Origin of the sequence: Methanosalsum zhilinae DSM 4017 (assembly GCF_000217995.1) — an archaeon.
Lineage (GTDB): Archaea > Halobacteriota > Methanosarcinia > Methanosarcinales > Methanosarcinaceae > Methanosalsum > Methanosalsum zhilinae.
Genome location: NC_015676.1, coordinates 95,569 through 121,004 on the forward strand (window position 1 = coordinate 95,569; position 25,436 = coordinate 121,004).

General features: G+C 38.2%; 22 protein-coding genes and 2 tRNA genes. 14 read left to right on the forward strand and 10 right to left on the reverse strand.

Going from position 1 to position 25,436, the window contains the following annotated elements; translation table 11 throughout:
* Positions 1-93 precede the first annotated feature (93 nt).
* Positions 94-1,290 carry a methionine adenosyltransferase gene (locus tag MZHIL_RS00480; protein ID WP_048815409.1) on the reverse strand — a complete coding sequence of 399 codons (1,197 nt, stop codon included), beginning with the start codon at positions 1,288-1,290 and terminating at the stop codon, positions 94-96.
* 257 nt (positions 1,291-1,547) lie between these two features.
* On the opposite strand from MZHIL_RS00480, the gene hisG reads away from it, so the two are divergent.
* From hisG to hisB, 3 genes are read left to right on the forward strand one after another with little or no spacing between them, the layout of a single operon-like run.
* Positions 1,548-2,402 carry an ATP phosphoribosyltransferase gene (gene hisG, locus MZHIL_RS00485; RefSeq protein ID WP_013897411.1) on the forward strand — a complete coding sequence of 285 codons (855 nt, stop codon included), beginning with the start codon at positions 1,548-1,550 and terminating at the stop codon, positions 2,400-2,402.
* A gap of 9 nt (positions 2,403-2,411) precedes the next feature.
* A complete protein-coding gene (gene hisA / locus MZHIL_RS00490; RefSeq protein ID WP_013897412.1) occupies positions 2,412-3,152 on the forward strand; it encodes a 1-(5-phosphoribosyl)-5-[(5-phosphoribosylamino)methylideneamino]imidazole-4-carboxamide isomerase in 741 nt (246 codons plus the stop codon).
* Positions 3,153-3,181: 29 nt separating this feature from the next.
* The gene (gene hisB, locus MZHIL_RS00495; protein WP_013897413.1) at positions 3,182-3,757 is read left to right on the forward strand and encodes an imidazoleglycerol-phosphate dehydratase HisB; all 576 of its coding nucleotides are present in this window, start codon (positions 3,182-3,184) and stop codon (positions 3,755-3,757) included.
* A 23-nt stretch (positions 3,758-3,780) separates the two neighbouring features.
* Here hisB and MZHIL_RS00500 read toward each other — a convergent pair whose 3' ends face one another.
* Genes MZHIL_RS00500 through MZHIL_RS00520 form a run of 5 tightly spaced genes read right to left on the reverse strand, consistent with a single transcriptional unit; the run spans position 3,781 to position 8,514 of the window.
* Complete coding sequence (locus tag MZHIL_RS00500; protein ID WP_013897414.1) at positions 3,781-5,889, reverse strand: MutS-related protein; 2,109 nt, start codon at positions 5,887-5,889, stop codon at positions 3,781-3,783.
* A gap of 44 nt (positions 5,890-5,933) precedes the next feature.
* Positions 5,934-6,566, reverse strand: coding sequence for a DUF4130 domain-containing protein (locus tag MZHIL_RS00505; protein ID WP_342626843.1), 633 nt, complete (start codon positions 6,564-6,566; stop codon positions 5,934-5,936).
* Positions 6,567-6,605: 39 nt separating this feature from the next.
* Positions 6,606-6,806: a hypothetical protein gene (locus MZHIL_RS00510; protein WP_013897416.1), complete on the reverse strand. Its 201-nt coding sequence runs from the start codon at positions 6,804-6,806 to the stop codon at positions 6,606-6,608.
* Positions 6,803-7,942 carry a radical SAM protein gene (locus tag MZHIL_RS00515; protein ID WP_013897417.1) on the reverse strand — a complete coding sequence of 380 codons (1,140 nt, stop codon included), beginning with the start codon at positions 7,940-7,942 and terminating at the stop codon, positions 6,803-6,805. Before MZHIL_RS00515 ends, MZHIL_RS00510 begins: the two co-directional genes overlap by 4 nt.
* A 56-nt stretch (positions 7,943-7,998) precedes the next feature.
* Complete coding sequence (locus tag MZHIL_RS00520) at positions 7,999-8,514, reverse strand: ArsR/SmtB family transcription factor (protein WP_013897418.1); 516 nt, start codon at positions 8,512-8,514, stop codon at positions 7,999-8,001.
* A 175-nt stretch (positions 8,515-8,689) separates the two neighbouring features.
* Between MZHIL_RS00520 and MZHIL_RS00525 the strand changes: the two genes are divergently transcribed.
* The 3 genes from MZHIL_RS00525 to MZHIL_RS00535 all read left to right on the forward strand — a co-directional run bounded on the left by MZHIL_RS00525 (position 8,690) and on the right by MZHIL_RS00535 (position 11,154).
* A complete protein-coding gene (locus MZHIL_RS00525; RefSeq protein ID WP_013897419.1) occupies positions 8,690-9,109 on the forward strand; it encodes a type IV pilin in 420 nt (139 codons plus the stop codon).
* Positions 9,106-10,524: a GLUG motif-containing protein gene (locus tag MZHIL_RS00530; protein WP_013897420.1), complete on the forward strand. Its 1,419-nt coding sequence runs from the start codon at positions 9,106-9,108 to the stop codon at positions 10,522-10,524. Before MZHIL_RS00525 ends, MZHIL_RS00530 begins: the two co-directional genes overlap by 4 nt.
* Positions 10,525-10,716: 192 nt before the next feature.
* Positions 10,717-11,154, forward strand: a complete 438-nt coding sequence (locus MZHIL_RS00535; protein ID WP_013897421.1) for a peptidylprolyl isomerase — start codon at positions 10,717-10,719, stop codon at positions 11,152-11,154.
* 30 nt (positions 11,155-11,184) lie between these two features.
* Here the strand turns inward: MZHIL_RS00535 and MZHIL_RS00540 are convergent, their stop codons facing one another.
* From MZHIL_RS00540 to MZHIL_RS00550, 3 genes are all read right to left on the reverse strand, one after another.
* On the reverse strand, positions 11,185-11,895 hold the full coding sequence (locus MZHIL_RS00540) for a uroporphyrinogen-III synthase (RefSeq protein WP_013897422.1): 711 nt from the start codon (positions 11,893-11,895) through the stop codon (positions 11,185-11,187).
* On the reverse strand, positions 11,892-12,551 hold the full coding sequence (locus MZHIL_RS00545) for a carbonic anhydrase (protein WP_013897423.1): 660 nt from the start codon (positions 12,549-12,551) through the stop codon (positions 11,892-11,894). The genes MZHIL_RS00540 and MZHIL_RS00545 overlap by 4 nt, the downstream gene beginning before the upstream one ends.
* Positions 12,552-12,720: 169 nt before the next feature.
* Positions 12,721-12,795 (reverse strand) — tRNA-Arg (locus tag MZHIL_RS00550).
* A gap of 167 nt (positions 12,796-12,962) precedes the next feature.
* On the opposite strand from MZHIL_RS00550, the gene ilvE reads away from it, so the two are divergent.
* The 8 genes from ilvE to MZHIL_RS00590 all read left to right on the forward strand — a co-directional run bounded on the left by ilvE (position 12,963) and on the right by MZHIL_RS00590 (position 22,086).
* Entirely contained in the window at positions 12,963-13,835 is an 873-nt protein-coding gene (ilvE, locus tag MZHIL_RS00555; RefSeq protein ID WP_013897424.1) for a branched-chain-amino-acid transaminase, read from the forward strand.
* Positions 13,836-13,930: 95 nt separating this feature from the next.
* Entirely contained in the window at positions 13,931-14,170 is a 240-nt protein-coding gene (locus MZHIL_RS00560; protein ID WP_013897425.1) for a hypothetical protein, read from the forward strand.
* 4 nt (positions 14,171-14,174) lie between these two features.
* On the forward strand, positions 14,175-16,085 hold the full coding sequence (locus tag MZHIL_RS00565; protein WP_013897426.1) for a molybdopterin biosynthesis protein: 1,911 nt from the start codon (positions 14,175-14,177) through the stop codon (positions 16,083-16,085).
* Positions 16,086-16,187: 102 nt separating this feature from the next.
* The gene (locus MZHIL_RS00570; protein ID WP_013897427.1) at positions 16,188-17,279 is read left to right on the forward strand and encodes an OBG GTPase family GTP-binding protein; all 1,092 of its coding nucleotides are present in this window, start codon (positions 16,188-16,190) and stop codon (positions 17,277-17,279) included.
* A gap of 125 nt (positions 17,280-17,404) precedes the next feature.
* Positions 17,405-17,477, forward strand: a tRNA-Gln gene (locus tag MZHIL_RS00575).
* Between the two features lie 57 nt (positions 17,478-17,534).
* Positions 17,535-18,806: a tyrosine-type recombinase/integrase gene (locus MZHIL_RS00580; protein ID WP_013897428.1), complete on the forward strand. Its 1,272-nt coding sequence runs from the start codon at positions 17,535-17,537 to the stop codon at positions 18,804-18,806.
* Between the two features lie 525 nt (positions 18,807-19,331).
* Positions 19,332-20,678 carry a tyrosine-type recombinase/integrase gene (locus MZHIL_RS00585; protein ID WP_157209602.1) on the forward strand — a complete coding sequence of 449 codons (1,347 nt, stop codon included), beginning with the start codon at positions 19,332-19,334 and terminating at the stop codon, positions 20,676-20,678.
* 454 nt (positions 20,679-21,132) lie between these two features.
* Complete coding sequence (locus tag MZHIL_RS00590) at positions 21,133-22,086, forward strand: IS5 family transposase (protein ID WP_013897430.1); 954 nt, start codon at positions 21,133-21,135, stop codon at positions 22,084-22,086.
* A gap of 167 nt (positions 22,087-22,253) precedes the next feature.
* Here MZHIL_RS00590 and MZHIL_RS00595 read toward each other — a convergent pair whose 3' ends face one another.
* Positions 22,254-25,433 (reverse strand): DEAD/DEAH box helicase family protein, encoded by a 3,180-nt coding sequence (locus MZHIL_RS00595; RefSeq protein ID WP_013897431.1) that lies wholly within the window; start codon positions 25,431-25,433, stop codon positions 22,254-22,256.
* Positions 25,434-25,436 lie beyond the last annotated feature (3 nt).

The following is a 25,436-nucleotide window of genomic DNA, read 5'->3' on the forward strand; positions in this document are numbered from 1 at the left end:
CAGATATGCACTATAATACTTATCCTTTTCGCCGGGTAAGTTATACAGTACAGATCTGGAATGATACTGGTTATTTGCATTCAGTGATGATGTTTAGAAAGTGTTGATTTTGCCGTTGATCAGCATCTCTATTACTCTGTCTGCGCTGGCAAGCCAGTCATCAGTTATACCTTCTGCTTCTGAAAGGATACTGTCAAGCCTGGCTCCTTCTTCCGGGATTATTTGAACGCTTGCAATAAATGGCTGATCTATGGGTTTTCCGATCTGGGAGAGCAGTCTGACATAGGCTTCATCTACTTCAGGTATTGTTTTGGAAATGTCCTGTGCAACCTGGGTTGCCAGCAGATTATAGATCTTGCCGATATGATTTATTGGATTCTTTCCACTGGTGGCTTCCATGCTCATGGGCCTGCCTGGTGTAATGAGTCCATTGCAGCGGTTGCCCCTTCCAACAGATCCGTCATCTCCCATCTCGGCAGAAGTGCCGGTAACTGTGAGGAATACTGACTCTTTTTCGATTTGATCCGCGGTGTTTACATATATATTTACGTTCCTTTCAGTATGTTCTGCTGCAAGGCCTGCCACGTAATCTTCTACTTCTTCTTTAATATTTATATAATGATCAAGGTCATCAACATATCTTCCAATTGTTGCACACCCGATGGTCAGTGATATATCATCCTGTTCACGCAGTCCCATGACCTTGATATCTTCTCCAATACCTGGTATCTTTTTCTTAAGGTCGGTATTGAGCATTCTTTCTGTATTGTACGCAATACTTTCAAGTTCTGAGAATGGTGCATGTCCGATACCAAACGATGTATCATTTGCAACAGGCATTTTATTGCGACTGAAAACATCCCTTAGATCAGATGAACCTGTCCCAAATCTGCAGTCTATGATCATATCCCTTTCAAGATTGATATTTGCAAAATTTTCCCTTATGTACTGACGGGCAGCTTCAATAGCAATCGCATCTGCTGCAAATTCTTCTCCATCAAATTCGGTGGTGGCTCTTCCTACAAGGAGTGTGTATATTGGCTTTATGACCTCCCCACCACCATACTCAGGATGGGACTTTCCTGCAACGATCTGTGTTTCATCGGTATTGTGATGGAGTACAGTGCCGCACTTTTTGATGTACTCTCTGCACAATGCGCGGCTGACAGCTTCTGCCAGTCCGTCAGCAATGCTGTCTGGATGTCCTACTCCTTTTCTTTCAACAATTTCCACTTTCTGATCTTCAACAGGAGTCTGCATGAGCTGTTCAACTTTGATATTTCTCATTATCCATACCTTCTTTTTTGCTAACTCATAAGCTAGATGTTTAAATGAAATCTGATGATTTGCAGATATATTTGTAGATTTATATTTATATAAAACAGTTGTTATTCACTATGATAAACATTTCAACCATATATTTAATCTGCAGATGACATCAGACCAAACCTGGCTCTATTAATTTATCAATGGTGAAATCTATATGTAATAAATATAGTGTTAGAGAATGTCCACAGAAATTTAATTTTTTAAGAGGAATACCATAGATGATACGTATTGCAATTCCAAATAAAGGAAGGCTTCATGATCCGGCGTTAGCACTTTTCAGGGAGGCAGGACTTCCCGTTCTGGAGGGCGGGACCAGAAAACTATTTGCCAGAACCAGTGATCCTGAAATCTCTGTTCTCTTTGCCAGAGCTGCAGATATCCCGGAATATGTTCAGGACGGTGCAGCAGATGTGGGTATTACAGGCCTTGACCTGATATCAGAGACCGGTGCATCGGTGGAGCTCATGCTTGATCTTAATTTCGGACACGCTGACCTCGTACTGGCAGTTCCTGATGATATCGATGCAGCATCTGCATATGATCTTGAGGGCATGAGGGTTGCGACCGAATTTCCAGAGATAACTCGAAAATATTTTGAAAAAAAAGGTATCAGGGTTGATATTATCAATGTAAGCGGTGCCTGTGAAATCACACCCCACGTAGGTATAGCTGATGCAATTGTTGATATTTCCAGTTCAGGCACAACACTTATAATGAACCATCTCAGAGCCATAGATACTGTTTTTTCTTCATCGGTATATCTGATATCCAATCATGAAAGCCTGATAAAAAAAGATAAGATCTACCACATAAAAACGGCACTTGAAAGTGTTCTTCGTGCCAAGGGCAAGAGGTATCTTATGATGAATGTGCCGGCTGATTCACTCAAAAAGGTCAAAGATGTCCTACCTGGTCTTGCAGGGCCTACAGTAATGAAGGTTGAATCCGATGAAACCATTCTTGCAGTACATGCAGTTATCAGCTCGGATTCGATCTTTGCAACTGTCAACAGCCTGAAGGAAGTGGGTGCAACTGATATTCTTGTGGTCCCAATTGAAAGAATGATGCCATGAGGTGTGACAATGGTCTTTGAGGTAATTCCTGCAGTAGATATGAGAAATGGAAAATGTGTTCAGCTGGTTCAGGGAGTTCCTGGAAGTGAAATGATCTCCCTTGATGATCCTGGTGAGGTTGCATCAGGATGGGTTGAACAGGGTGCAGCCACACTTCATCTGATAGATCTTGATGGAGCAATCGAAGGTGTGAGAAAGAATGCACCGATTATAGAGAAGATAATTCATGATCTACATCCTGCTGGTGTCAGTGTTCAGGTTGGAGGTGGTATCAGGTCATTTGAAGATGCCGGAAAACTGCTGGACCTTGGAACTGATAGAATTATTCTGAGCACAGCAGCTCTCAACGATCCTCAGCTTGTAAAGAGACTTGCAGAAGAGTATGGTGGAGAACGTGTAATGGTTGCCCTTGACGCAAAGGACGGGAAAGTTTCCATTGAAGGATGGAAGAAACAGTCCGAACATACCCCTGTTGAACTTGGAGTCAAGTTTGAGTCACTTGGTGCCGGAAGTTTGCTGTTTACAAATATTGATAGTGAAGGCCTGATGAAAGGTATAGATGTTCAGCCAACAGCTGAGCTTGTAAGCTCTGTAAATATCCCGGTAGTTGCTTCAGGAGGGGTTACCACAGTTGAAGATATAATCTCCCTCAGCAAGGTAGGTGCATCAGGTGTGGTTGTTGGCAGTGCACTCTATACCGGAAAATTTACTTTTCAGGACGCACTGGAAGCCATAAAACAAAACCCTTAATACATTCAAAATTCACAGATGGTAGTACTATGAGATCTGCTAAATTATCCCGCAAAACAGGTGAAACCAGTGTCCATGTAGAACTTCTGCTGGATGGAACCGGTTCATCGAAAATCAAGACTGGTATAGGTTTCTTTGATCATATGCTGACATCCTTTGCAAAGCATTCAGGCTTTGATCTTTATATTGATGCAACCGGTGACCTTGAGGTGGATGAACACCATCTGGTAGAGGATACGGGTATTGTGCTGGGTCAGGCTATACTCAAAGCCCTTGGTGATAAAGCTGGAATTGCGAGGTTTGGTGAGGCGCGGGTGCCAATGGATGAATCGCTTTCAGAGGTTGCCCTGGACCTTGGGGGTCGAAGCTACCTGGTGATGAATGTACCTTTCAGGTCTGGAAAAGTTGGTGATTTCAATACTCAGATGGTGGAACATTTCTTTGAATCCATTGCAGAACATGGAAAGATAAATCTTCATGCATCTGTTTATGGGAAAAATGATCATCATATGATTGAATCACTGTTCAAAGCGTTTGCATGTGCCATGCACAGGGCAGTCAGGATCGAAGGTAAAGGTATCCGCAGTACAAAAGGAGTCCTATAAGGTCATTTTTCATTTTGCTGTGTTCAGCTGTCATGGAATTTATTTCTGAGCTTCTCATAAAATATTTTCTGGTTACCTTCAGTTCTTCTTGCCAATCTTTCTACAATAAGTTCAGGCGTGCTTCTTGCAATATAATTGTATCTGGGGTTCCTGTCAACTACCAGGTTCAGTTCAGCATCAAGGCCCTCTGCCTCAATACCATCCACTCTGATATTGCATTCAGTGTTTTCCATGATCAGCTCCGGAAGATGGGATACAAATATTGCTGCACTGTTCTGTTTTTCTGCAAGCATTTCAAGTATTCCTGCAATGATCCTTGCTGAAGCTCCGGGTTCTGTGATCGATTCCAGTTCATCAACCAGTACGATCTTATCTGTAGGATCTGCCACTGATGAGAATTCTACAAGTGTGGATTCAAATGCACCAGCATCAAGTGTTCCTTTAGATTTTGCAAAGTAATACATTTTCTCACAGGGTCCTATTTCCATATCAAGGCAGGGAACAGGAAGTCCCATATGTGCTAGTACTGTACACTGGGCAATGAGGTCCAGAAGAGACGTTTTCCCCCCTGAATTTACACCACTGAGTATTACCACACTTTCGGAATTGTCTTCAGGACTAAATGATGTATCTCCAACTGAGTAATCGATAGGTGTAATCTCTGTATTGCTGGAACTGAGAAAAAGATTCCTTGCACCTCTGAACCCGATTCCCGTATTTTCTATAAGTACCGGCATTGAAAGGTCATATTCACAGGAAAAATGGCCAATTGCAAAACCTACCTGGAAGTCCAGTACTTCCTTAACCATACTGCGAACCGGTATGATATACTGGTGCAGGTCCCTTGCAACCTTGCGAATGTGTTCAATAGTTTTTCTTTCGAGCTTGTGCTCAAGCTGCTGCCTGAGTGATCGGACTGCTGATTTATCGATCTCCAATGGGTAGGTGATATGTGTGAAAAAAACCGAATCCAGAAGAATAATACTTTTCTGATCAAGTTCCAGTTCAGATGCAATCCTTTTTTTTGTATCCCTAACAACTTCCATATATGAGTGATATATTTCTCTCTCCAGCATATCCCTTATTTCAATTTCCCCGCTTATAGCGCGAACCATATCCTGACCGCTTAGCGTGAGCTTTCTATCTTCCAGTATTCTGGAGATCCTTGATGTTGCGTCCTTTACCGCATCCTGGATACACCTGTCCATATGCTCTATGCTCAGGCGCAGCCTGTCTATTTCAGGATCAATTCCCTGTCGCAAACTCCCAGTTTCATTGATGTTTAGCAGTATATGTTCTATCCTGTCAGGATCGATATCCCCGAGATGCTCAAATGTTTCATATCCTGCGTTCTTTACTGTGCGAACAACCTCAAGTGATGCGGTTATTGTATGAAGATTGTGGGCAAAGAAAGAAATGGTATTTTCAGGTATGATCTGCCATTCCTCAGCCTGCCTTAGATCGGAAATGAACTCCGGATCCACATCTGATGGAAATTCCATTTCCAGAAAACTTCTGTGGGAACAGATGATATGAGAATAGCCGGATATGGCATCAATCAGCTGGTCAGGTAATTCTACTAGCTGAACGCTGAACGAATCTGAGAACTGCTGGCGTGCATATTCAAAGTCCTGGCTGTTTGCTGTGATCAGGACTCGATCTCTTATTTTTGGTCTGGGATATTTCAGACTCAATGGCCTGACCTCTGCCAGTTTTTCCATGAATCCGGGATCAAAATTGATTTTTCGGGCAATCTCTGTATATTCAGAGGTCATTTGACGTACGGATTCTATTTCTTGCATCTGAGAGGATGGGTAGGGAAGGTAGATGTTCAGCTTTTCTCTGGCGTATTTTGAAGGTGCGAACCCTTTGATGATCTCCAGCACTTTTTCATAGATATCTCTTGCTTCACGGGTTTTGAGAAATTCTGATACTTCTTTTCCTTTACTGATGGCCCTTGCTTCATGTACCAGGGACACTGCAAATCTGTGACTTATTCCTTCAATTTCACAGATGCTGGCAATGTCGCCGTCAAGGATTGCAGTAACTGTGATTTCCTCATTTCCAAAGTGCTTTATTAGGCGCTGGGCCATTTTATCCCCAACACCAGGAATATCCTGAAGATTAATCATAATTTCACCTGAACAGGGTTACTGTCTATAAACCACTACTGTAGTTATAAATTTTCGCAATCCTCAGAAAATTCATTAAGGGTACAGTTTCCGGTTCCCTTTTGAACCCTGTATCGGTCATTTTTTGCCATAGTACTGAAATTTGCAGAGATCGCAGGCTGCATTCTGCTTGCAAGCTTGCGGTTTCTTCTTTTAGCTATATACTGGGAATCATAATAGATCTCCCACAGGTCCTCAAGCCCTTTATCTGCATTATCTCCGCTTTGAAGATCTACCAGAAATGAGGGATCAACTTCACATACCTGGGATTCAAAACCCAGCAAATTTCCATTTCCAATCCATGAAATATTTTTATCTATAACTCCTATAACAATATCCGGATTTTTTCTGGCAAGCCACTGGCAGAACATGTCGGATGTTCTGTGATCTGTGCTGACCCTAGCAATAAGAAGATTACCAAATAGCTCAGGACGGGTGAACATGCACATATGATAAAACTCCTTCTTTACCTCTTTCATGTACCTGAAATACCTTTGTCCCTGCCTGTACTGGGGTATGTATAGCATTTCTTTTCTTCCTTTACACGCCTTTAAGAGATCAACAAGTTCCAGTGGTTTGCATTTCCTGTGTCTGAGTACAGTTTCTATAAACTCAACAGGATTTTGATGCAGATTGATATCTGAGGGATCATTTCTGAAGAAAACCTGTGCTGCAAGCTATGATATGCTGCAATGGTCCCATGAAGTATCAAAAAATGATGATGAACTCTGTTTTTCAATTTCTTTTTCTGCATATTCGCTAAGCTGTGTGCTCTGGATGCATTCATCACTGAATACGATATCAATATCCGTGTACTTTTCAGTTGCAAGACAGGCGGTAAGTATTCCTCTCACATTTTGCCGAAATCTAATGATCAAGATCCGCTCCTCCAGAAATGGTCAAGCCGAGTTTGGCTTTTCCCCTGAATTATTATGTATGGCCTTGCTCTTGAAACTGCAACCCCCAGTCTTGCAAGTTCCTGCTCACTGTTGATAGTATCTGCATGGATGATCCTTTCTGCACTGACTGGTCCAATCCCTGGTACCATGAGCAGTTCATGCCGATTTGCACTGTTTATATCAACAGGATACATGTCAGGATTGGCAGCTGCAAGAAGTATTTTTGGGTCATCATCAGTTAGATTTCCGATGTCATCGAATATGGGATCAAAATCCCGTGCTTTGAGGCCATAGTCCTTGAGAAGATAGGAAGCCTGATAGAGACGTGTTTCTTTCCATCTGGGTGAGGATGGTTCCTTTTCAAGAGGAGTACCCGGAACAGGATCAAAACTCATAAAGTAAGGTCTTCTCAGACCATATCTGTTCATAAACCTGTTAACGGTCTGTATCATATTGCGATCAGACTCATTTAGAAGACCTACCACAAACTGGGTATCATTTGCGCCTATGATTCTGGTATCATTATGTTCACAACGTCTTCTGCGTACCATATCATGTATCCACCTGAGGCGCATGAGAACATCATTCTGATAATCAAAGTTTGGGCATATATGGGAATAATTGACTGAGCTGGTAGTCTCGGCGTTTATTCCGAATTTGTTTGCATACTCTGAGATGGTCTCGAGAAGATGTTTCGGGGTACCAGGCATGAGCCGCACATGTATGTATCCATTAAATCCCTGTTCTCTGAGAAGTGTTACTACCTCAAGCTGGCGATATGCGGTATTCTCAGGATCACCAATTATTCCTGAAGAAAGAAATAATCCTTCAATGGTGTTTTTTCTGTAGAATGACCAGGTAATTTTAGCAATTTCCTCAGGTGAGAGTGAAGCTCTTGCAGTATCTCTCATACTTCGGTTTGGACAGTACAGGCATTCTCCTGAACAGTGGTTTGTAAGAAGTGTTTTGTATAGCTGTATGCACCGTCCATCCGGTCCAAAGGCGTGGCATACTGCGGTCTGGTTACAGCTATCATATTTTGTTCCGGCTGATAGCAACCTGATCCTTTCCTGGAGTGTTCGATGAAAACCAGATGTATGGGTGTCACTGGTCATTGAAGACTATTTTGGACAGGATAATATAAGTCCATGATCCAGGCAGGGTGAAAGTATTATTCCTTAATAGATATCACAAGTCTTTTTTTGGTAACTGCCTCCAGTTTTTTCCAGTCTATAGTTGCATCCTTTTCAAGTACGAACTCTTCTGCGGTCTTGTCAGATAGTTTTCCATCAACTTCAAATACGTACAATCCTTCTTCTCCGTCAGATGATACTATCAGGTCTCTATCCCCCACCTTTTTTACCTCCAGAGCTGACACCATTTTAAGAGCATCCAGAAGCTTTGTACCCTTATCAATCTCAACCATCTCTGTGGGTGCAAAGGAGTCAAGTGCTGTATGTATGTTCTCTGCCCTGATCTTAAGTATATGTGATTTCCCAAATATTCTGCGTTCTACCAGATCAGCCTCTTCCAGGACCTTTACATGTTTTGCAGCAACAGGTACTGATATGTTGAGCTCTCTGGCAAGACCTGAAATATGCATCTCATTCTCACTGAGCAATTGCAGCATGTTGATCCGTGTGCTGCTTCCAATAGCTTTGAACACTTTGTTACCTTTTAGAGTCATATATGTATCTTTTAAACGCAACGATATATAAACATTGTTCCTTAATCATGATGAAGACATCTGTGACATGGGGTGGATCATTCTGCTGTAATGGTTATCGCAAGCCTTATAATTAACCTGGATAGTAATTTCTAAATACTTTTACATATATGTTCGATTGACTGCAGGCGTTGCTATGCTCTTAAAAAACAGTACTGATACTATTTCTACCACTTCTCCATCTCGATCATGCATCCGGACCAGCGAGCATGCAGTGTCTGATGTAGTGGGAACGATTCTGATGGTTACGATTACAGTAATCATGGCGTCCCTTATCAGCATGAGCGTTTTTGCAATAAATCCCCCTCCAGATGTTCCCCAGATAAATTACAATGTACAGAATAACGGATCTCTGGTAGATCTGGTTCACATGGGAGGTGAACCTGTAGAGGTATCTGATCTGAGATTTATACATGAGGGCCAGGAGATCAATATCAGCAACATATCGCAGATCAACGAAACAGGAACCTGGAGAATCGGCACGGTAATCTCCCTGGATGCAGATACCACCCGTATAGTTATTGTCCACATCCCTTCACAGGAGCTTATCAGATGAGATCCCTGAAAGATGATGATAGTGCAGTATCGGTTGTTATTGGCACAGTCCTGATTCTGGCAATACTAGTTACATTCATGGCAGGCTTTCTCAATTACTGGGTTCCGGTGTACGAAAAGCAGAATGAAATGGATCATAGCAGGGAAGTACTGGGCAGTTTTACGGATATACAGATGAAAATTGATAATATTGATCATTTTCCAGTAAGGATTCCTATAGACGTAGGTACTAACAGTATTTTCTATCTGTCCGGTACTCGAACTTATGGTGAACTGGAAGTTAATGAAAGCGATTACTGGATTACAATAACCTCTGAAAATTTCAATGGGAATGGGAACAGCAATGGCAATGTAGATAATGATTTTACTCAAATATCTAATTGGGAAAATTTAGCAGAAATGAGTCTTGATGGGAATTATATTCTAATGAATGATTTAGACGAAAACACAGATGATTATGAAGATTTTGGTGAAGATTGGACTCCTATTGATAATTTTGATGGTACTTTTGATGGCAATGGCTATACTATAACTGGGCTGACAATCACGGCAACAGGCAATGGCAATGAATTAGGCCTTTTTGGTTCTGCTAATGGCAATGCAGTAATTAAGAATGTTGAATTATTAAATATTAATATTAATTTGACTGGACAAGCTGGTAGTCAGGCTTCTAATAATAACAATATTGGTGGTCTGATAGGAACCAATTCTGGAACGATTGAGAATTCAAGTTCAAATGGTTCTATAAATATTCATGCCTCCGGCGGTGGTTCTAATAATAACAACGTCGGTGGTTTGGTCGGATTGAATACAGAAGATGGAATAGTTATTAATTCAGAATCAACTGTTAATCTTGATAATATTAATTTGGGTGGGGGTAATAATGAAATCGGTAACCCAATCGGAAATAACAAAGGTGAGATTATAGATAATGGTAACAATAACGGTAATAACGACGACCCAATTCAAGAAGAAGTTGAAATTTTCAGTGCAGGTTCCATTAGCTTAACTTCTGATTACAATTCACTGGTAAACCAAAAGTACATTTATGCACAGGGTTCAATCATATTGGAACAAGATGAAGGTGGTGTGTTATGGGAAGAACCATTACTAAGATACAATCATTCCAGCCAGACAATTTACATCCGACTTGTGGAAATTGAAGGTAATCGTGTTTCATATGGCAATTTTAAAGATAGTTTAAGAATCACCTTAATTGATAGAAAAACAAGTGCATTAAGTCCTGCAAGTGATGGTGAGATAAAAATTCAATATAAAGAGAATGATCTGTGGAATAAGGCATTTGAAGATTTCTTTAATAATATTCCAGGAAATACTTATTCACCAGGTGAAATTATCATACACTCTGAGAACTTGAATCTGATTGTAGAAAAAATAGTGATTGAAGTACAATAAACGGCTGATAGATGTATGGTCAATGAATTCGGGCTGTGTCATTGAGTATGTTTCAAAAAGCGTTTCATTTTTGAGACTAAAAAGATAGATTTAATTTTCAGCTATCTGGACTGTATTGATACTCTATTTATACCTGATAATAACCTTCTGTAGCTTTTACAGAAAACCTTAAATCCGTGTTTGTGTTTGCATATGCAGGTGATTATCATTAAAGCAAGAATAGAAACTGATAAAGGAAATATTGATCTTGAACTGTTCGAGAAGGATGCGCCAAATACAGTGGCAAATTTTGTTAAGCTTGCAGAATCTGGATTCTATGACGGGCTGACGTTCCACCGTGTTATTTCTGATTTTGTGATTCAGGGCGGGTGCCCAAAAGGTAATGGTACAGGTGGTCCGGGATATACCATCAAATGTGAGATCAATCAGAATAAACATGGTACAGGTGCCCTTTCGATGGCACATGCAGGAAAGGATACAGGTGGCAGCCAGTTCTTCATAACTCACTCTCCACAGCCGCATCTTGATGGTGTTCATACTGTATTTGGGAAGGTAATAAAGGGCATGGATGTGGTAAATCGCATACGCCCAGGCGATGTAATGAACAGAGTAACTATCACCAGGAATTGATCTGCCATCAGGGCTCAATACCCGGTCTTTTCATATTTTTTTATAGGCATTAAGTTCTCTTGCACATGATTCCAGTGTACCGGTTCCTGTTATGTCCGGCTCAGTTCCATTTTTAGTCATTGTGTCTGCTGTTTTTGGACCTATTGCAACAGTGATTATGTTTCGAAGATCATTTTCTGTAAGCCTGGAAGAGCTAAATGATTTTGAACTGGTGAATACCACTGCATCGACCTTTGAATTTGCAACAAGATCCTTTAGATCACTTCCTGCAGCTACAAGTTCATAACATATACCTTCAATCACCCTTGCTCCCAGATCCTCAAGTGACCTTATAAGTTCAGTGTTTGGGACGCCTGCCCTTGCAACACCTATGGTTTTACCCCAGGCTCTGCAATGAAGGTACTGTGAAAAATGTTCTGAGGAATATGCAGGAAGCATTTCTGTACTGAACCCATTTTCCCTGACGGAGCTGGCAGTTTCAGGACCTATACTGATGATTGTTATGCTGGTGTCCAGATGGTCGCATTCATTAAAAAAATATGTAACACCAAGTGAACTGGTAAAGATCAGATAATCTACCTGTGCCTTCTTGATCTCACCAAGCAGCCTTCTTAGAGATGATGGATCATCCGGTTTCTTTGAGCGGATTGTTGGTGTAAGGTATGCAGTATGTCCATATTCTGCAAATAAGCGGACAGTACCTTTGTCTTTTTCTTTAAGTTTTGTGACTGCAACTTTCATTCTCGCATGTATCCCTCTGCCAGGTCAATATTGACCTTCACAACAGCTTTGTTTGTATTGATATATGGGTATCCGTCGTATATCTCAGGGAGGCTGTCAGCGGACTTTTGATCTGTAATCACAACTCCCGCAGGTACATATCTTCCATCAGGGATGCTTACTCCAATGACTCCGGATTTTGGTTCAAGCACACAGCCCTTACCAACCCTTGCATTGAATACAAGGGATTGCATTGCAATGAAGGTATCATCTCCTATATAGGCAGGACCATGTACCTGTGACTGGTGGGCCAGAGATACTCTTTTTCCAACATAGACTGCATATTTATTGCCTTCATATTCTACAAGTCTTTCTTCAATAGGATTGCCCTGCTGGTCTGCAGCTTCAAGGGCATGTATGACCACCCCATCCTGCACATTGCTCATCTCATCTATAAGGAATGGTGTTCCTTCATCTGCTCTGATGCATGCATAAGGTGAAACCATCACCTTTGGTCCTATTGTGACATCGCCTATTATTGCAGCCATTGGATGAATACAGGCACTTTCATCAATTTCCGGGGTACTGCACTGCCGGTTACAGGATATGGATGGGTTCTGCATGATATTTGATGCAGGCTCATTGAATTTACGTCTACTCTCTGAAAATTCTGACATTTTTGCTCACCTATTGGTTCTGATCGTTCTGCTAATGAGTATTAATCCAGATAATATTGCTGTTAATAATTATAAATTATTCTGTTAAAACCAGATAAAGAAACTCTGATACATTTATACTGATATTGCAACTATGGCTATTTTACTGGTGTCTTTGAAAAAAGAAAAGCGGACCCGGTGGGATTTGAACCCACGACCCCCGGGTTAGAAGCCCGGTGCTATATCCTGGCTAAGCCACGGGACCGTTTGTATTATTAATTCCAGTGGAGTACGAAATAGATGTTTATACATAAAAGGTTTTTGTATATTTCGTTTGGTTTGAAGAAATATTCCAGAATTGCACATAAATATACATATATATTAGTGCAAATATCAGGAATTATTATCTGGATTTCAAGCTGAGGATTATATATGAGCGAATTAATGATTTATGTAAACGGAGAATATGTGCCAAAATCCCAGGCAACAACATCCATATATGATCATGGTTTTCTGTATGGAGATGGCGTTTTTGAAGGGATAAGGGCTTATAATGGGAGAGTATTTAAGCTGGCTGAACATATCGACCGCCTGTATGATTCAGCAAGGGCCATAGCGCTTAATATCCCCATGTCAAAAGAAGAGATGGAAGAGGCAATACTTGAAACTCTTCGCAAAAATAATCTCAAGGATGCTTATATAAGGCCAATTGTTTCAAGAGGCATTGGCGATCTTGGACTCGATCCCAGAAAATGTCCGAACCCTAATATATTCATCATAACACAGCCATGGGATGCAATGTATGGTGATCTTTATGAAACAGGTCTTACAGCCATTACTGTTGGAATCAGAAGGAATGCTCCTGATGCCCTTTCACCAAATATCAAGTCCCTGAACTATCTGAACAATATTCTTGCAAAAATTGAAGCAAATGAGAAAGGGGGAGATGAAGCTATCTTCCTGGACAGCAGAGGCTTTATTTCTGAAGGCTCGGGGGATAATATTTTCTGCATAAAGAATGGAAGGATTCTAACTCCCCCGACCATCAATAACCTTAAAGGTATCACAAGGGCTGTTGCAATTGAAATCCTTGAAAAGCTGGGCTATGATGTACTGGAGAAGGATATTGGTCTGTTTGATCTGTATACTGCAGATGAGATATTTGTAACAGGTACTGCGGCTGAAGCTGCACCAATTGTGAAAATAGATGGCAGGATTATAGGGAATGGAAAGGTAGGCCCTATCACAAAACAGGTTGCAGATACATTTGCAGAATTTACCCGGTCCAATGGAACAGAGATATGAACAGGCAGGTACCTGTTACACATACATAGCTGTCATAAAATACCGGGTATAGCGACTATGCCATGTATGGACAAAAACTGGCTGAGGTGAAAAAGATGGATAAAATCATACTGGAAAACATTAAGTATCTCAATGATTCTGTAATTTTGATATTGCTTCTGATGCCTGCTACTTTAATTATCGTATTTGAGGCAATAGCTTCAATTCATGAACTTCGGGTCCTATCAATTGTTACATGGGTAATTTATCTGATGGCCCTTGGTTATGTATCTTTCAGGGTAATCAATCTTAACAAAAAACTCACCATTTATATGGAAAATATGGAAAATAAGTAAGTCTATGCAGCGAAAAGAATTCAGAAATCTTCTCTCAATTGTGGATGCACACCACCTTCTGTTCAGTCTGGAAACTAAGTTTTCATCAGAATCGGTTTTGATAGAAAATGCCGCAGGATCAATACTGGATGAGGATGTAGTTTCACCAATAGATGTACCTCATTTTGATAAATCGGTAATGGATGGTTATGCTGTATATGCTGCTGATACCTACGGTGCCACTGAAACTGATCCTGTAACAATTCACCTGATAGGTTCTATTGAACCGGGGTTCTCTCCTGGGCTGATGATATGTTCAGGAGAGGCTGCAGAGATTTCAACAGGTGCTCAGATCCCGGATGGAGCTGATGCAGTTGTCATGATCGAACATACAACTACCAGAGATGGATATGTCTATATCTACAGGCCGGTTCATTCAGGTGAAAATATAATGCGTGCAGGATCTGATATTCTGCAAGGTGAGCCTTTGCTTTCAAAGGGACAGAGAATAGGACTGCGGGATATAGGTTTACTGGCAGCTGCAGGTAAAAGAAGGGTAAGGGTAAGATCCCTTAAAGTAGGCATTATTTCCACAGGTAATGAGATCACAGAACCCGGTAAAGAACTGGAAGATGGGATGATCTATGATACCAATTCCTATGCACTGCATGCAGCTGTAAGTGATTGTGGCGGTTCTCCTGTTATATATGGGATAGTGGAGGATGATGAGGACTCTATGATCCGGATTCTGAATAATGCGGTCTTTGAATGTGATATTGTCCTGACTTCCGGGAGTACTTCTGCCGGAGCAGGAGATATTATGTACAGGATCATTCAGCAAAAAGGTGAAACATTTGCCCATGGAATCAATATCCGGCCTGGTAAACCTGTTGTCATAGGAAGGATAAAAGATACACTAACAATCGGCCTTCCTGGTAATCCATCGTCTGCTCTGATCATATTCAATGAGTTTGTTGCGCCTTTCATCAGAAGAACACTGGGCCTGGATGAGGATATTAGAAGAAAGATATCGGCAGTTGCCGGGACTGAAATACGTTCTGAGGGCAGACATCAGCTCTTACCTGTTGGCCTTATCCGAAACAGGATATACCCTGCTGATAAGGGGTCCGGGGCAGTCACGACATTGTCTCTTGCTGATGGGTTCATTGAAGTGGGTGCTGAGACTGAATTTATTGAAGCGGGAACTGAAGTCGAGGTGACCATGTTTGATGGGAGTCGTACTCCTGACCTTTTGCTTGCCGGTGGAACCTGTCCTGGCCTGCTTATTCTTGAAGAATTGACTGGTATGGAATTCAGGATACTCAACCGATCCTCATCCGGTGGATTCAGTTCAGTTGCCTCCAAAACCGCAGATATCGGCTGTGTCAATATGCTCTCCAAATCAGGGGAATATAATGTTGAGATGATGAAGGATATGGGCCTTGAGAATGCAGTTCTTGTCAAGGGCTATAAACGTGATCAGGGTCTGATCACAGGGCAGAATACCGGAATTTGCCAAATTGAGGATCTTCAAGGCAGAAGGCTGATCAACCGTAACAGAGGTTCAGGCACAAGGGCATTTTTTGATATGCAACTTGGAAGGTTTGCACGGGATAGAAACATGGATTTTTCTGAACTGACTGCTTCTATTAAAGGATATGATTCAGGTGCAAAGAGTGTGCTTGAGGTATGCAATACCATTACCAGAAACTTTGCAGATGCAGGCTTTGGAATACGGGCTGCTGCAGAGGAGAATGGCCTGGGGTATGTATCTATTGGAGAAGAGGATTTTGATTTTATTATACCAGAAGATCTTCTGGACGTACCTGAAGTAAGGAGATTTATTGAATGTCTTTCATCAGAATCATTTGCAAATAGACTTCCTGATGGCCTGCGTGTACACTCTCGAACAGGTGAAGTTGTGAATCCTGAATGAGACTATTCAGCCATAAATTTTATAACTTGCTGTATATATTATTAGCAAACTGTATAAGTCAGGTGAGATTATTTTTAGCATTAAAGGTTGTGACGGATTTAGATGAGCATTCATGATGAGATTAAAGCGGTGGAAGATGAGATCAGGGATACACCCTACAATAAGGCAACCTCCCACCATATAGGCAAACTGAAGGCAAAGCTTGCACGCCTGAGAGATGAACTTGAGAAGCGTGCGTCTTCAAAATCTGGTGGCGAGGGTTACTCGGTAAAAAAATCCGGAGATTCTACAGTGGCCCTTGTAGGTTTTCCTTCAGTTGGTAAATCCACTCTGCTCAACAAGCTTACAGGTGCCAATTCAGAGGTGGGTGCATATGAGTTTACAACGCTGGATGTGATACCTGGTATACTTGAACATAAACACGCAACAATACAGATACTGGATGTTCCTGGTCTTGTCAGAGGTGCTGCCAGTGGCAGAGGCCGTGGAAAGGAGGTAATTTCTGTTGTCAGGAATTCTGACCTTGTTGTTTTCCTGCTGGATATTTTCCAGCTGCACCACAGGGATGTCCTGTTAAAGGAACTGTATGATGCAGGCATCAGAGTTGATGAGAAAGCACCTGACGTTGTCATAAAGAAGGCTGACAGGGGTGGTATATCAATTAACAGTACCGTTGACCTTGATATGTCTGAAGACCTGATAAAGGATATCATGGGCGAGTATAAGATTCATAATGGACATGTACTGATCAGGGACAAGATAACAGTTGATCAGCTCATTGATTCAGTTATGGATAATCGTGTTTATATCCCCTCCATCACAGTGGTCAACAAGGTGGATATGGCAGACAGGATGATTGTGGAGGATGCCAGGAACGAATATCCTGAATCTATCCTGATATCTGCTGAGAGTGAGACCAATCTTGGACAGGTCAAGGATGCAATATTTCGTTCCCTGGATTTTGTAAGGGTATATCTAAAACCACAGGGAGAACCTGCAGATATGGATGAGCCGCTTATTATCAGCCGTGGATCTACTGTGGGGGATGTCTGTGATAAGCTGCACCGCGATTTCAGGGATAAGTTCAGATATTCACAGGTATGGGGAGATTCTGCAAAACACCCAGGCCAGCGTGCAGGACTTGACCATCAGTTGTATGATGAAGATATACTGACCCTGATCATCCAGAAATGAATCCTTCAGGACCACCTTTTTGTAACACAGGCCCTGCCATTAAAAAAATCCTCTTCTTGCATTCATATTGGTGCAAATGCAAGAAATAAACTATAAGTATTAGTATATTCATCTGACACAGAAGCAGTCCCGTAGGGTAGTGGTCAATCCTTCCGGCCTTTGGAGCCGAAGACCGTGGTTCGAATCCGCGCGGGACTATTACCTTTTTGTGCATAGTCCCAAACCCCATCTGCATGATATGGAGGGTAAGGGACTATGAAAATCAGAAAGAAGGACGTTGATGACGTCCATTTTTTCGATAATTCTTTCAAAAGAGCAGTTGAACTGTTCAAAGAAACTGACCGTGCGGCAAACGTTGAACTGATGAACAAATTCATTGCATCTTGTAGACGTTCAGGAATTCGCAAATCTACAGTGCTATCATACGTCAATATAGGGAAACGATTGGTCGAAGTGATGGATGAGGTTGGTCTGGAGAAAGACATACATGAGATTGATCAATACGATTTTGATACTGTTTTGTTATACTTGGAAGATGAAATCAAATTGAAGCAGGGTACTATCCGGAACTATAAAAAATTTATTAAAAAGTATTTTGGATGGTATATTGATGATAATCCATTGAACATTCCTGATCATGCAAAAAATATGAAATGGATTAGGAAACTGAGACTGGAACCTATTGAATCCACGGTACAGCCACACGAAGTTCTCACATCAGAAGAACTGGATAAGATGCTGTCAGTTTGCAGCAATAATCCTCGAAACAGGGCACTCATAGCAGTACTGGCAGATAGCGGTATGAGAATCGGTGCTCTTGGAAGTTGTAGGTTACAACATGTTGAACTCAATGATATTGGTGCAATGATCTACATATCAAGGACATCTAGGAGTAAGAAGACCGCAGAACCACGTGGAATCCCACTCACCTGGTCAACTGGATATCTTGAGCACTGGCTTGCATCACACCCGCTTAAAAATGACCCTGAAGCACCATTATGGGTGAATTTGAACTTAAATCATGGACCGATGGGATATTCTATGTTGTGGAAAACGCTTGAAAGAATCGGTGCAAAAGCAGGTATCAAAAAAAGAGTAAATCCACACTCATTCAGACATTTCGCAATAATAAGTTGGATACTTGATGGTCTGACCGAGCAGGAGATCAAGCACAGAGCCGGATGGAGTCGTGGTAGTACACGTATATTTGAAGTATATGCAAACTACACAGATCGTCAGATCAATGAAGGTATCTATGCAAAATATGGTCTCATTACTCATAAAGAAAGACAGATCAAGTTAGACAAATGCCCCAGGTGTAATACTATTTTGAGACCTACAGAGAAGGCATGTTCTCAATGCTCATTACTGTTATCTTCCAGGGTTCATAGAGGAATAAAAGAACATGGGAGTATCATCGTAGGGGAGATCATGAGATTGGTACTGGAATACGATGATCAGGGGAGGTATGTTGAGAATAATAAGTCAAACCAGGTATATGATATGATTGAAAATAGGTTTGTTTGAAAAAGATGATTCAAATATATATATAAATTTGAATTTTTTTCAAATTTCATATTTTATTTTTAAATGGTTAGAATCCTGTTAGGATTCTTGACATGGTTAGTGGAATCTCTGATTTCTCTGATATTATCAGACCCGTCTATTTTTTTATATTGGTCATCTTAGGTGTTTTTACCTGACTGATCGTTCGATCAACCAATCTCGCTAACTGACTTTAACAATATTTCATTTTAATATATAAATATAAAAAAAAGAAATAAAAATGCTTATTTTAATATATAAATATAAAATAAGGCATTTTATTGTGAATTATTAACTTTAAATAAATTAATTTATTTAAATTAACATTAAAATCCTTTAAATTAGGAAAAAATTCACCTTAAGATTTATATACTTAATAATATAATTATAGTTTAGTAATTAAAATGTTTAGTAGGTAAATAAAAACATAATTAAAAAACATATAAGGTGATAAAAATTAGGAAAAAACAGAATAAAAGAGATGATCTCCACAATGTTGGACAGAAATTGGAAAATGCACTGAATTTACTGGATGGTTTAGATGTTTCTCCAATAGAAAAAGATAACATAAAAAAATATCAAAAATGGTACGTGGAAATAAAGAATAATAAAAAATCATCATCAGTAGATAAAGTACATATTGCTAAAAGAATACTTGAAGAAATGAAAGTAATCGGGATTGAAAAAAACCTTCATGAAATTGATCTATATGAATTCATAGACATAAAAGAACATTTTCTTGACAATGTTGAATTATCAAACTCCACATTTGGAAATTATATTAAATTTATAAGGACATATTTCGAATGGAAATATACAACTGATGCAGTAAATGGCCATACTGTCCACGGTGCATCAGTACCAACTTGGGTCAAAAGTCTTTCCATACCAAAGACCGTTTCTACTGTACAACCACATGAGGTAATAACCGATGATGAACTTGATTTAATTCTATCTCATTTTATTGAGAAGAAAGATTATCGTAATACTGCATTATTAGCCGTATTGGCAGATTCTGGTGTCCGTATAGGAGCACTTGGTAATATTAAAATAAAGCATTTACATTTTGATGGAAATAGGTGCTTATTATCGATTTCAAAGGAATCAGATAACAATAAAACAACCGATCCAATTGAACTCCCATTAACCTGGTCAACATATTATGTTAAGGAATGGCTGAAAAACCATCCATCATATGGTAAAGAAGATTTTCAAGAATCATATCTATGGGTTTCTACAAAAAATAAGAAACTTGCATATGCAGCACATAGGAAAATTCTCACAAAGATTGCACAAAAAGTAAATATTGAAAAAGCAACGAATCCTCATGCATTTCGACATTATGCAATAGTTAATTGGATATTATATGGTTTTTCTGATTCTCAGATAAAACACCTTGCAGGATGGAAAAAAAGTAGTACCCGGCTTCTTGAAATATATGGCAATTTTCTCAATGCGGATATGAATAATGCGATATACCAGAAGTATGGAATCAAGACAGATAATGTCCGAAAAGAACGAGTTATTGTGTGCAAAGAATGTGATACAATTGTCCGCAGTACATTTTCGGAATGTCCTAAATGCAATTTCAACTTAAATCAAAAATCTAAAAGGAATAATGCTACCCATTCAAATGCAAAATCAAAGACTAACCATAAAGTTGAAGATGGTAATATTACCCTACCCTTTACTGATTACTTGAATTTGAGATTATCAAAATCTCTAAGGTCCATAACTAATGATAATATGTTTTTAGGTCCTTCTAATATACATTCATTACCCTGGTCTTCACCATCGTCACAGCCTTATGCAATGTCAATGTCTGTTAAAAGTAGAGTGGTATGTCCAATCTAATATGATGGATTTCTCATATCATATTAGTTTAACTATTTTTATGGCTTTGACGATAAACTCTAAAAATTATAATAAGAGGAAAGTAATTTCCTTATATTATATTTGATCGACAAAAGTAAATGATTTTACATAATTAGAAATATGGCATTATGATTTAAAACAAAATTATATATTACAAGTGAATGTTCAATACAAAAAACAACGATTATAAATTTATTTACATACCAGAGGCTTTGACTATAAAGTCCACTTGACTATAAACTATACCTTTTGACTATAAAGTCTAAAAAAATGAGTAATAGGAAAAACATTTCCTCCTAATATACATTAATTAATAAATCCATATTTTGGCTCTGTAGAAATCCTATTTTCCATTACCACTTCAACCTAATATTATAAAAAGGATGAGTCCCCTGTGTTTTTTTGCTAAACAAACAAAAACAACAGGGGATGAATGTTTTTGTCAGGAAAATACTTAAACTTTATTGATACAGCCATTGCTGTCTCAGGAAGATCTCATCTTCCATTGTATAGCAGTAAGTATTCTAAGAGAAAATATACTCAGCACCAGTTAATGACACTGGTTTTACTAAAAGAATACTTAAATGAGGACTATAGAAACTTCGTAGAACTCATTGAATTAATGGATAAGGTACAGAATAAAATTGGAATAAAGCAGGTACCACATTTTACAACATTACAGAAATTCATGAGTAGAATACCATCAGTATATTTTAACAGCATATTGAAACAAACTCTAAAACTCTTTTATTACCATGGTGAAAGAATATATCTTACTGCTATTGATTCAAGTGGATTTACAGGTGGACATTGTAGTTACTATTATTCAATGAGGACTGGAAAGAAAAGGAGATCATATCTAAAAACAAGTATAGCAATTGATACTGAGAAATTTATTGTTACTGGATTTAAGATCTCAAGTAAACCTGTACACGATACGAAACACGCACAAACATTGCTGAAGCAATGTCATAGACTTCGTCATTCAGAATACTATGTCCTGGATAAGGGGTATGACTCTGAACAAATTCATGTTCTCATACGAGAGAACATGAATTCAAGTCCTCTTATCCCTGTAAGACAGAGGAAAAGAAAGAAAATAAACGGCAAATACCGTAGGAAAATGGTTGAAGAGTTTGATGAGAAACTCTACCATTCGAGAAACCTGGTAGAAACAATGTTCTCAGTTCTAAAAAGAAAATATGGTGAAGAAATTAAGTCAAGAAAGTACAGAAACCAGGTAAAGGAAGTGAAATGTAAGATGTTAATACATAACATCGAAAGATATAACTCATTTACAATTATTATTTACATAAGGATTTCTACAGAGCCAATCTTGAGATATAATAAATATAAATTTATAGTTAGGTGGAAATACATTTCCTAATATTCACTTGACGATAAATTAGTTACTTTGACGACAAAAAGCGTTAGTTTATCGTCAAAGCCTATAAAATCTATTATACTTTGACCTTCCATATTGAAAAACAATTATTATTAGCATAAAAATTTCTACAGAGCCAACTGGTCAGTTCTTTTTTATTGAATATTTTTTCATGAACTAATTTTATCAAACATCTGATCTAAAAAATTTTGTTTATCCTCTAAAAATAAGATATTTTGATTTATCAATTCCTTTTTGCTTACATTCCAGTTCAAATCATCATATTTTGTGTGGGATAAAATAAATGAATTCAACTCGATGTTTAATTTAGATTTATCCTTCAGTTCCTGTTCTATATTTTTTATTTCTCTATAAAGAGTTAGTTTTTCATCATTGTAATCAACACGAGTTAATCCTTTTGGATCAAGGAAATTAATTGTTTGTTTATTTTCTTTTATAGTCCAGAGGATAAAATCCGGATAAAAGTTCTTTGTTTCAAAGAAACCAATGCCTTTTCTTGAAGGATTTCTTAGAAGGTGTATCTCATCAAAATGTGTTGTATATGATTTTTTACTCAAGTATTCATCCAGTTGTTTTATAAATTCACGCTCACTTTCTACAAGATTAACTGGAGATATTTTTATAAACTCGAGTTCTTTTGATTTAGTATTCTTATAAATCAATGGTTTAAACAAATGAATATTTGTTGCAAAAAAGTCTAACACTTTCGATTGGTTATATTTATATGACGTATCATTTTCATATATTTCATCATTACTTTCAGTTTTTGTTCTTATAAATGACCTTAGGTTGTCGGTAAATGAATAAATATCATCTATTAAATTATGGACATTAGTGTTAATTGTAAACACATACTCATTTGGAATTAATGACCCATCTTCTTGTGTAACTGTTTCATATTGAAGATTCTTTTGATACCAATGATATTTTTCATGCTTGTACAACTTGTCCGTATATGTTTTTAACAACTGTATAGCATACTCTTGGATTTTTGTTAATTTGTTTAACTCATCAGTTTCATTTAATTGAATAATTTCTTTTTTGCATAAAATTGTGTATTTTTCAGGAGAAAGAAGAATCTTTTTTAAATCAGCCTTGTTAAAATAAATATTTGAATATCGCTTTAAGTCCTTATATTTAAGCAATTCTAAATATATGTAATCGAAATCAAAGAGTTCAATCAATTCTGGGCTGAAATGATTTTCTTCTATAGGTGAATCCGAATCAACTAATTTAAAATCACTTCTTGATTCAAGGATGTCAATTTTTGAACTTAGATCAATTTTAATTTTTGCTAAATTCTTATCATATGTTGATATAGGTACAGAACTAACAAATTCGGATGTATCTTTGTCACTACGAGGAACATATAGTTGTCTTGTTGGCATATTAGGTTTTATTTTCAAACTGATGTGCTCATATTCTTCAATTCCTTCTTCTTTCAAAGATTCCTTGAAAACAGCCATATAATTCGCATTTAGTCCAAAAATGTTGAGGGTTTCCAATAGATATAGATTATTAGGAACTTTCACATCAGAAGGTATTAGGTTTGCCATTTTAAGATAATTACTTCGTTTTAAATAATTCTCATACCCTCTAAGTCGAACACCTCTCCCAAACAATTGAATAATTTGTGACCCTTCTTTTTTGCCAATATTCAAAAGACCCATAGATGAAACTCTAAATGAACTCCACCCTTCAATGAATTTTTTTGAACCTATTAGGAGATTGATAGGAGATTCTTTTCTTTCTATCTTTTTGAATAATGATTGCTCAAAATTTGATTTTTGTCCAACTTGGAAATAAGAATCTTCATAATTTTCAATTAATTTCAAGAAATTAGTAGTATCACCTATGTTGATCACACCGAAATATTCAGAATCGAATCTTAACCCAATTTCGCCCTCCGCATTCTTTAACTCGATGAACTGTAACGTTTTTGAAGTTTTAATATGGAATAGAACTTTTAACATTTCATCATATAAAGTTCCGAGATTCAATTCATTCTTCTGTCTCAGTTCTCTTAAATATGGAAATTTTGTTGCAAAAATGGGTTGATTATTTGCATCAACAAGGTTTGATTTGTCATTAAGTATATTGCTAATCAATTTTTTAAACAAGTCTTTTTCATTGACAAAACGTGCTAAAAAATCGACTACATGCAGAACATCTGAATTATTTTTTTTACCGCTGACACTTGATCCTACAAAAATCATTAATGGATTCTCGATATTGAAAGGTTTGATTTGCCTTTTATGATTTTTATAATATAATTTCTGCTCATAAAGTGAAAGTAGTGACCCTGTGAAATATTCATCTCCATACTCATTCTTATTTTTCAAATTCAGTATCTGATAATCTTTTCCAAAGCCATCTTCGTAGAAGTACTTGTAACGGTAATCAAAAATTATTGTGCAGGCATATTCATTAAAGGTATCATCTTTCTCCGTAATTTCTCCCAGTGTAGCACTATATTCAAAAGTAAAACCATCATTTGCAACTAGTTGTTTTCTCATTTTTTTCCAGGTTTGTGCTTCACTGGAATGACCTTTATGGCCTTCATCAACAAAAATAATATTATTGTCACCTAATGCATCAACAGGAACAGTTTTACCATCCTGAGAACTTACTTCATCCTTAATTTTAGTGATCTCAATGACTTTTAGTGGGTTCTGTAATGACCAATCTTCAAGCGTTTTTTGTGCTTCAAATCTCTTATGTTCAATTCCACTAAGTTCAAGTTCTTTGATATGTTGAGCAGAAAGTCCTTCATTAGGAGTTACTAATAAGAAATTATCATAGTTAGTATTGTTATATTTTTGAACTTGCAAGAAATTGATATGCATTATAATTGTTTTTCCACTACCCGTAGCAGACCAAAATGCTAGTTTCTCCAACGTTTTTTCACTAGGATATGGATATGTATATGATCCCGTTTTATTTTCCTTTTTATTTAAAGCAAATATGTATTTCTGGATGCTAGAAAACAATGTTTTTTCATTAAAATGTTTGTCTAAATAAATTTCAGTGAAGAGTACTGCTAAATATTGGAAATATTTTAGCACTATAGGTGGATCACGCTTAAAATTAATCTGATCCATATATTCCTGTATATTTTCATCATACTGATCTAGTTTCTGCCTGAATTCGTCACTCAAATCAAGAGTTTGGAGTGCTGCTGTGAAATGAAACTTTTTATGCTGATTCAGTCCTTCTTGAACAGGTTTTAGGAGATTTCTAAAATCATCCATATCATTGAACCCAAACAGTGAAGAAATATATTTGTTCATTACAAGATAATTTTGAAGTTTTTTCTTAACTTTGGCCATTGC

Excerpts from the sequence above, each read along its gene's own strand:
- MZHIL_RS00595 (WP_013897431.1), bottom strand. The coding sequence starts at position 25,433 with ATGGCCAAAGTTAAGAAAAAACTTCAAAATTATCTTGTAATGAACAAA.
- MZHIL_RS00580 (WP_013897428.1), top strand. The coding sequence starts at position 17,535 with ATGAAAATCAGAAAGAAGGACGTTGATGACGTCCATTTTTTCGATAAT.
- MZHIL_RS00535 (WP_013897421.1), top strand. The coding sequence starts at position 10,717 with ATGCAGGTGATTATCATTAAAGCAAGAATAGAAACTGATAAAGGAAAT.
- MZHIL_RS00590 (WP_013897430.1), top strand. The coding sequence starts at position 21,133 with ATGTTTTTGTCAGGAAAATACTTAAACTTTATTGATACAGCCATTGCT.
- MZHIL_RS00570 (WP_013897427.1), top strand. The coding sequence starts at position 16,188 with ATGAGCATTCATGATGAGATTAAAGCGGTGGAAGATGAGATCAGGGAT.
- MZHIL_RS00565 (WP_013897426.1), top strand. The coding sequence starts at position 14,175 with ATGCAGCGAAAAGAATTCAGAAATCTTCTCTCAATTGTGGATGCACAC.
- hisA (WP_013897412.1), top strand. The coding sequence starts at position 2,412 with ATGGTCTTTGAGGTAATTCCTGCAGTAGATATGAGAAATGGAAAATGT.
- MZHIL_RS00540 (WP_013897422.1), bottom strand. The coding sequence starts at position 11,895 with ATGAAAGTTGCAGTCACAAAACTTAAAGAAAAAGACAAAGGTACTGTC.
- MZHIL_RS00520 (WP_013897418.1), bottom strand. The coding sequence starts at position 8,514 with ATGACTCTAAAAGGTAACAAAGTGTTCAAAGCTATTGGAAGCAGCACA.
- ilvE (WP_013897424.1), top strand. The coding sequence starts at position 12,963 with ATGAGCGAATTAATGATTTATGTAAACGGAGAATATGTGCCAAAATCC.
- MZHIL_RS00560 (WP_013897425.1), top strand. The coding sequence starts at position 13,931 with ATGGATAAAATCATACTGGAAAACATTAAGTATCTCAATGATTCTGTA.
- MZHIL_RS00545 (WP_013897423.1), bottom strand. The coding sequence starts at position 12,551 with ATGTCAGAATTTTCAGAGAGTAGACGTAAATTCAATGAGCCTGCATCA.
- MZHIL_RS00515 (WP_013897417.1), bottom strand. The coding sequence starts at position 7,942 with ATGACCAGTGACACCCATACATCTGGTTTTCATCGAACACTCCAGGAA.
- hisG (WP_013897411.1), top strand. The coding sequence starts at position 1,548 with ATGATACGTATTGCAATTCCAAATAAAGGAAGGCTTCATGATCCGGCG.
- MZHIL_RS00525 (WP_013897419.1), top strand. The coding sequence starts at position 8,690 with ATGCTCTTAAAAAACAGTACTGATACTATTTCTACCACTTCTCCATCT.
- hisB (WP_013897413.1), top strand. The coding sequence starts at position 3,182 with ATGAGATCTGCTAAATTATCCCGCAAAACAGGTGAAACCAGTGTCCAT.
- MZHIL_RS00530 (WP_013897420.1), top strand. The coding sequence starts at position 9,106 with ATGAGATCCCTGAAAGATGATGATAGTGCAGTATCGGTTGTTATTGGC.
- MZHIL_RS00500 (WP_013897414.1), bottom strand. The coding sequence starts at position 5,889 with ATGATTAATCTTCAGGATATTCCTGGTGTTGGGGATAAAATGGCCCAG.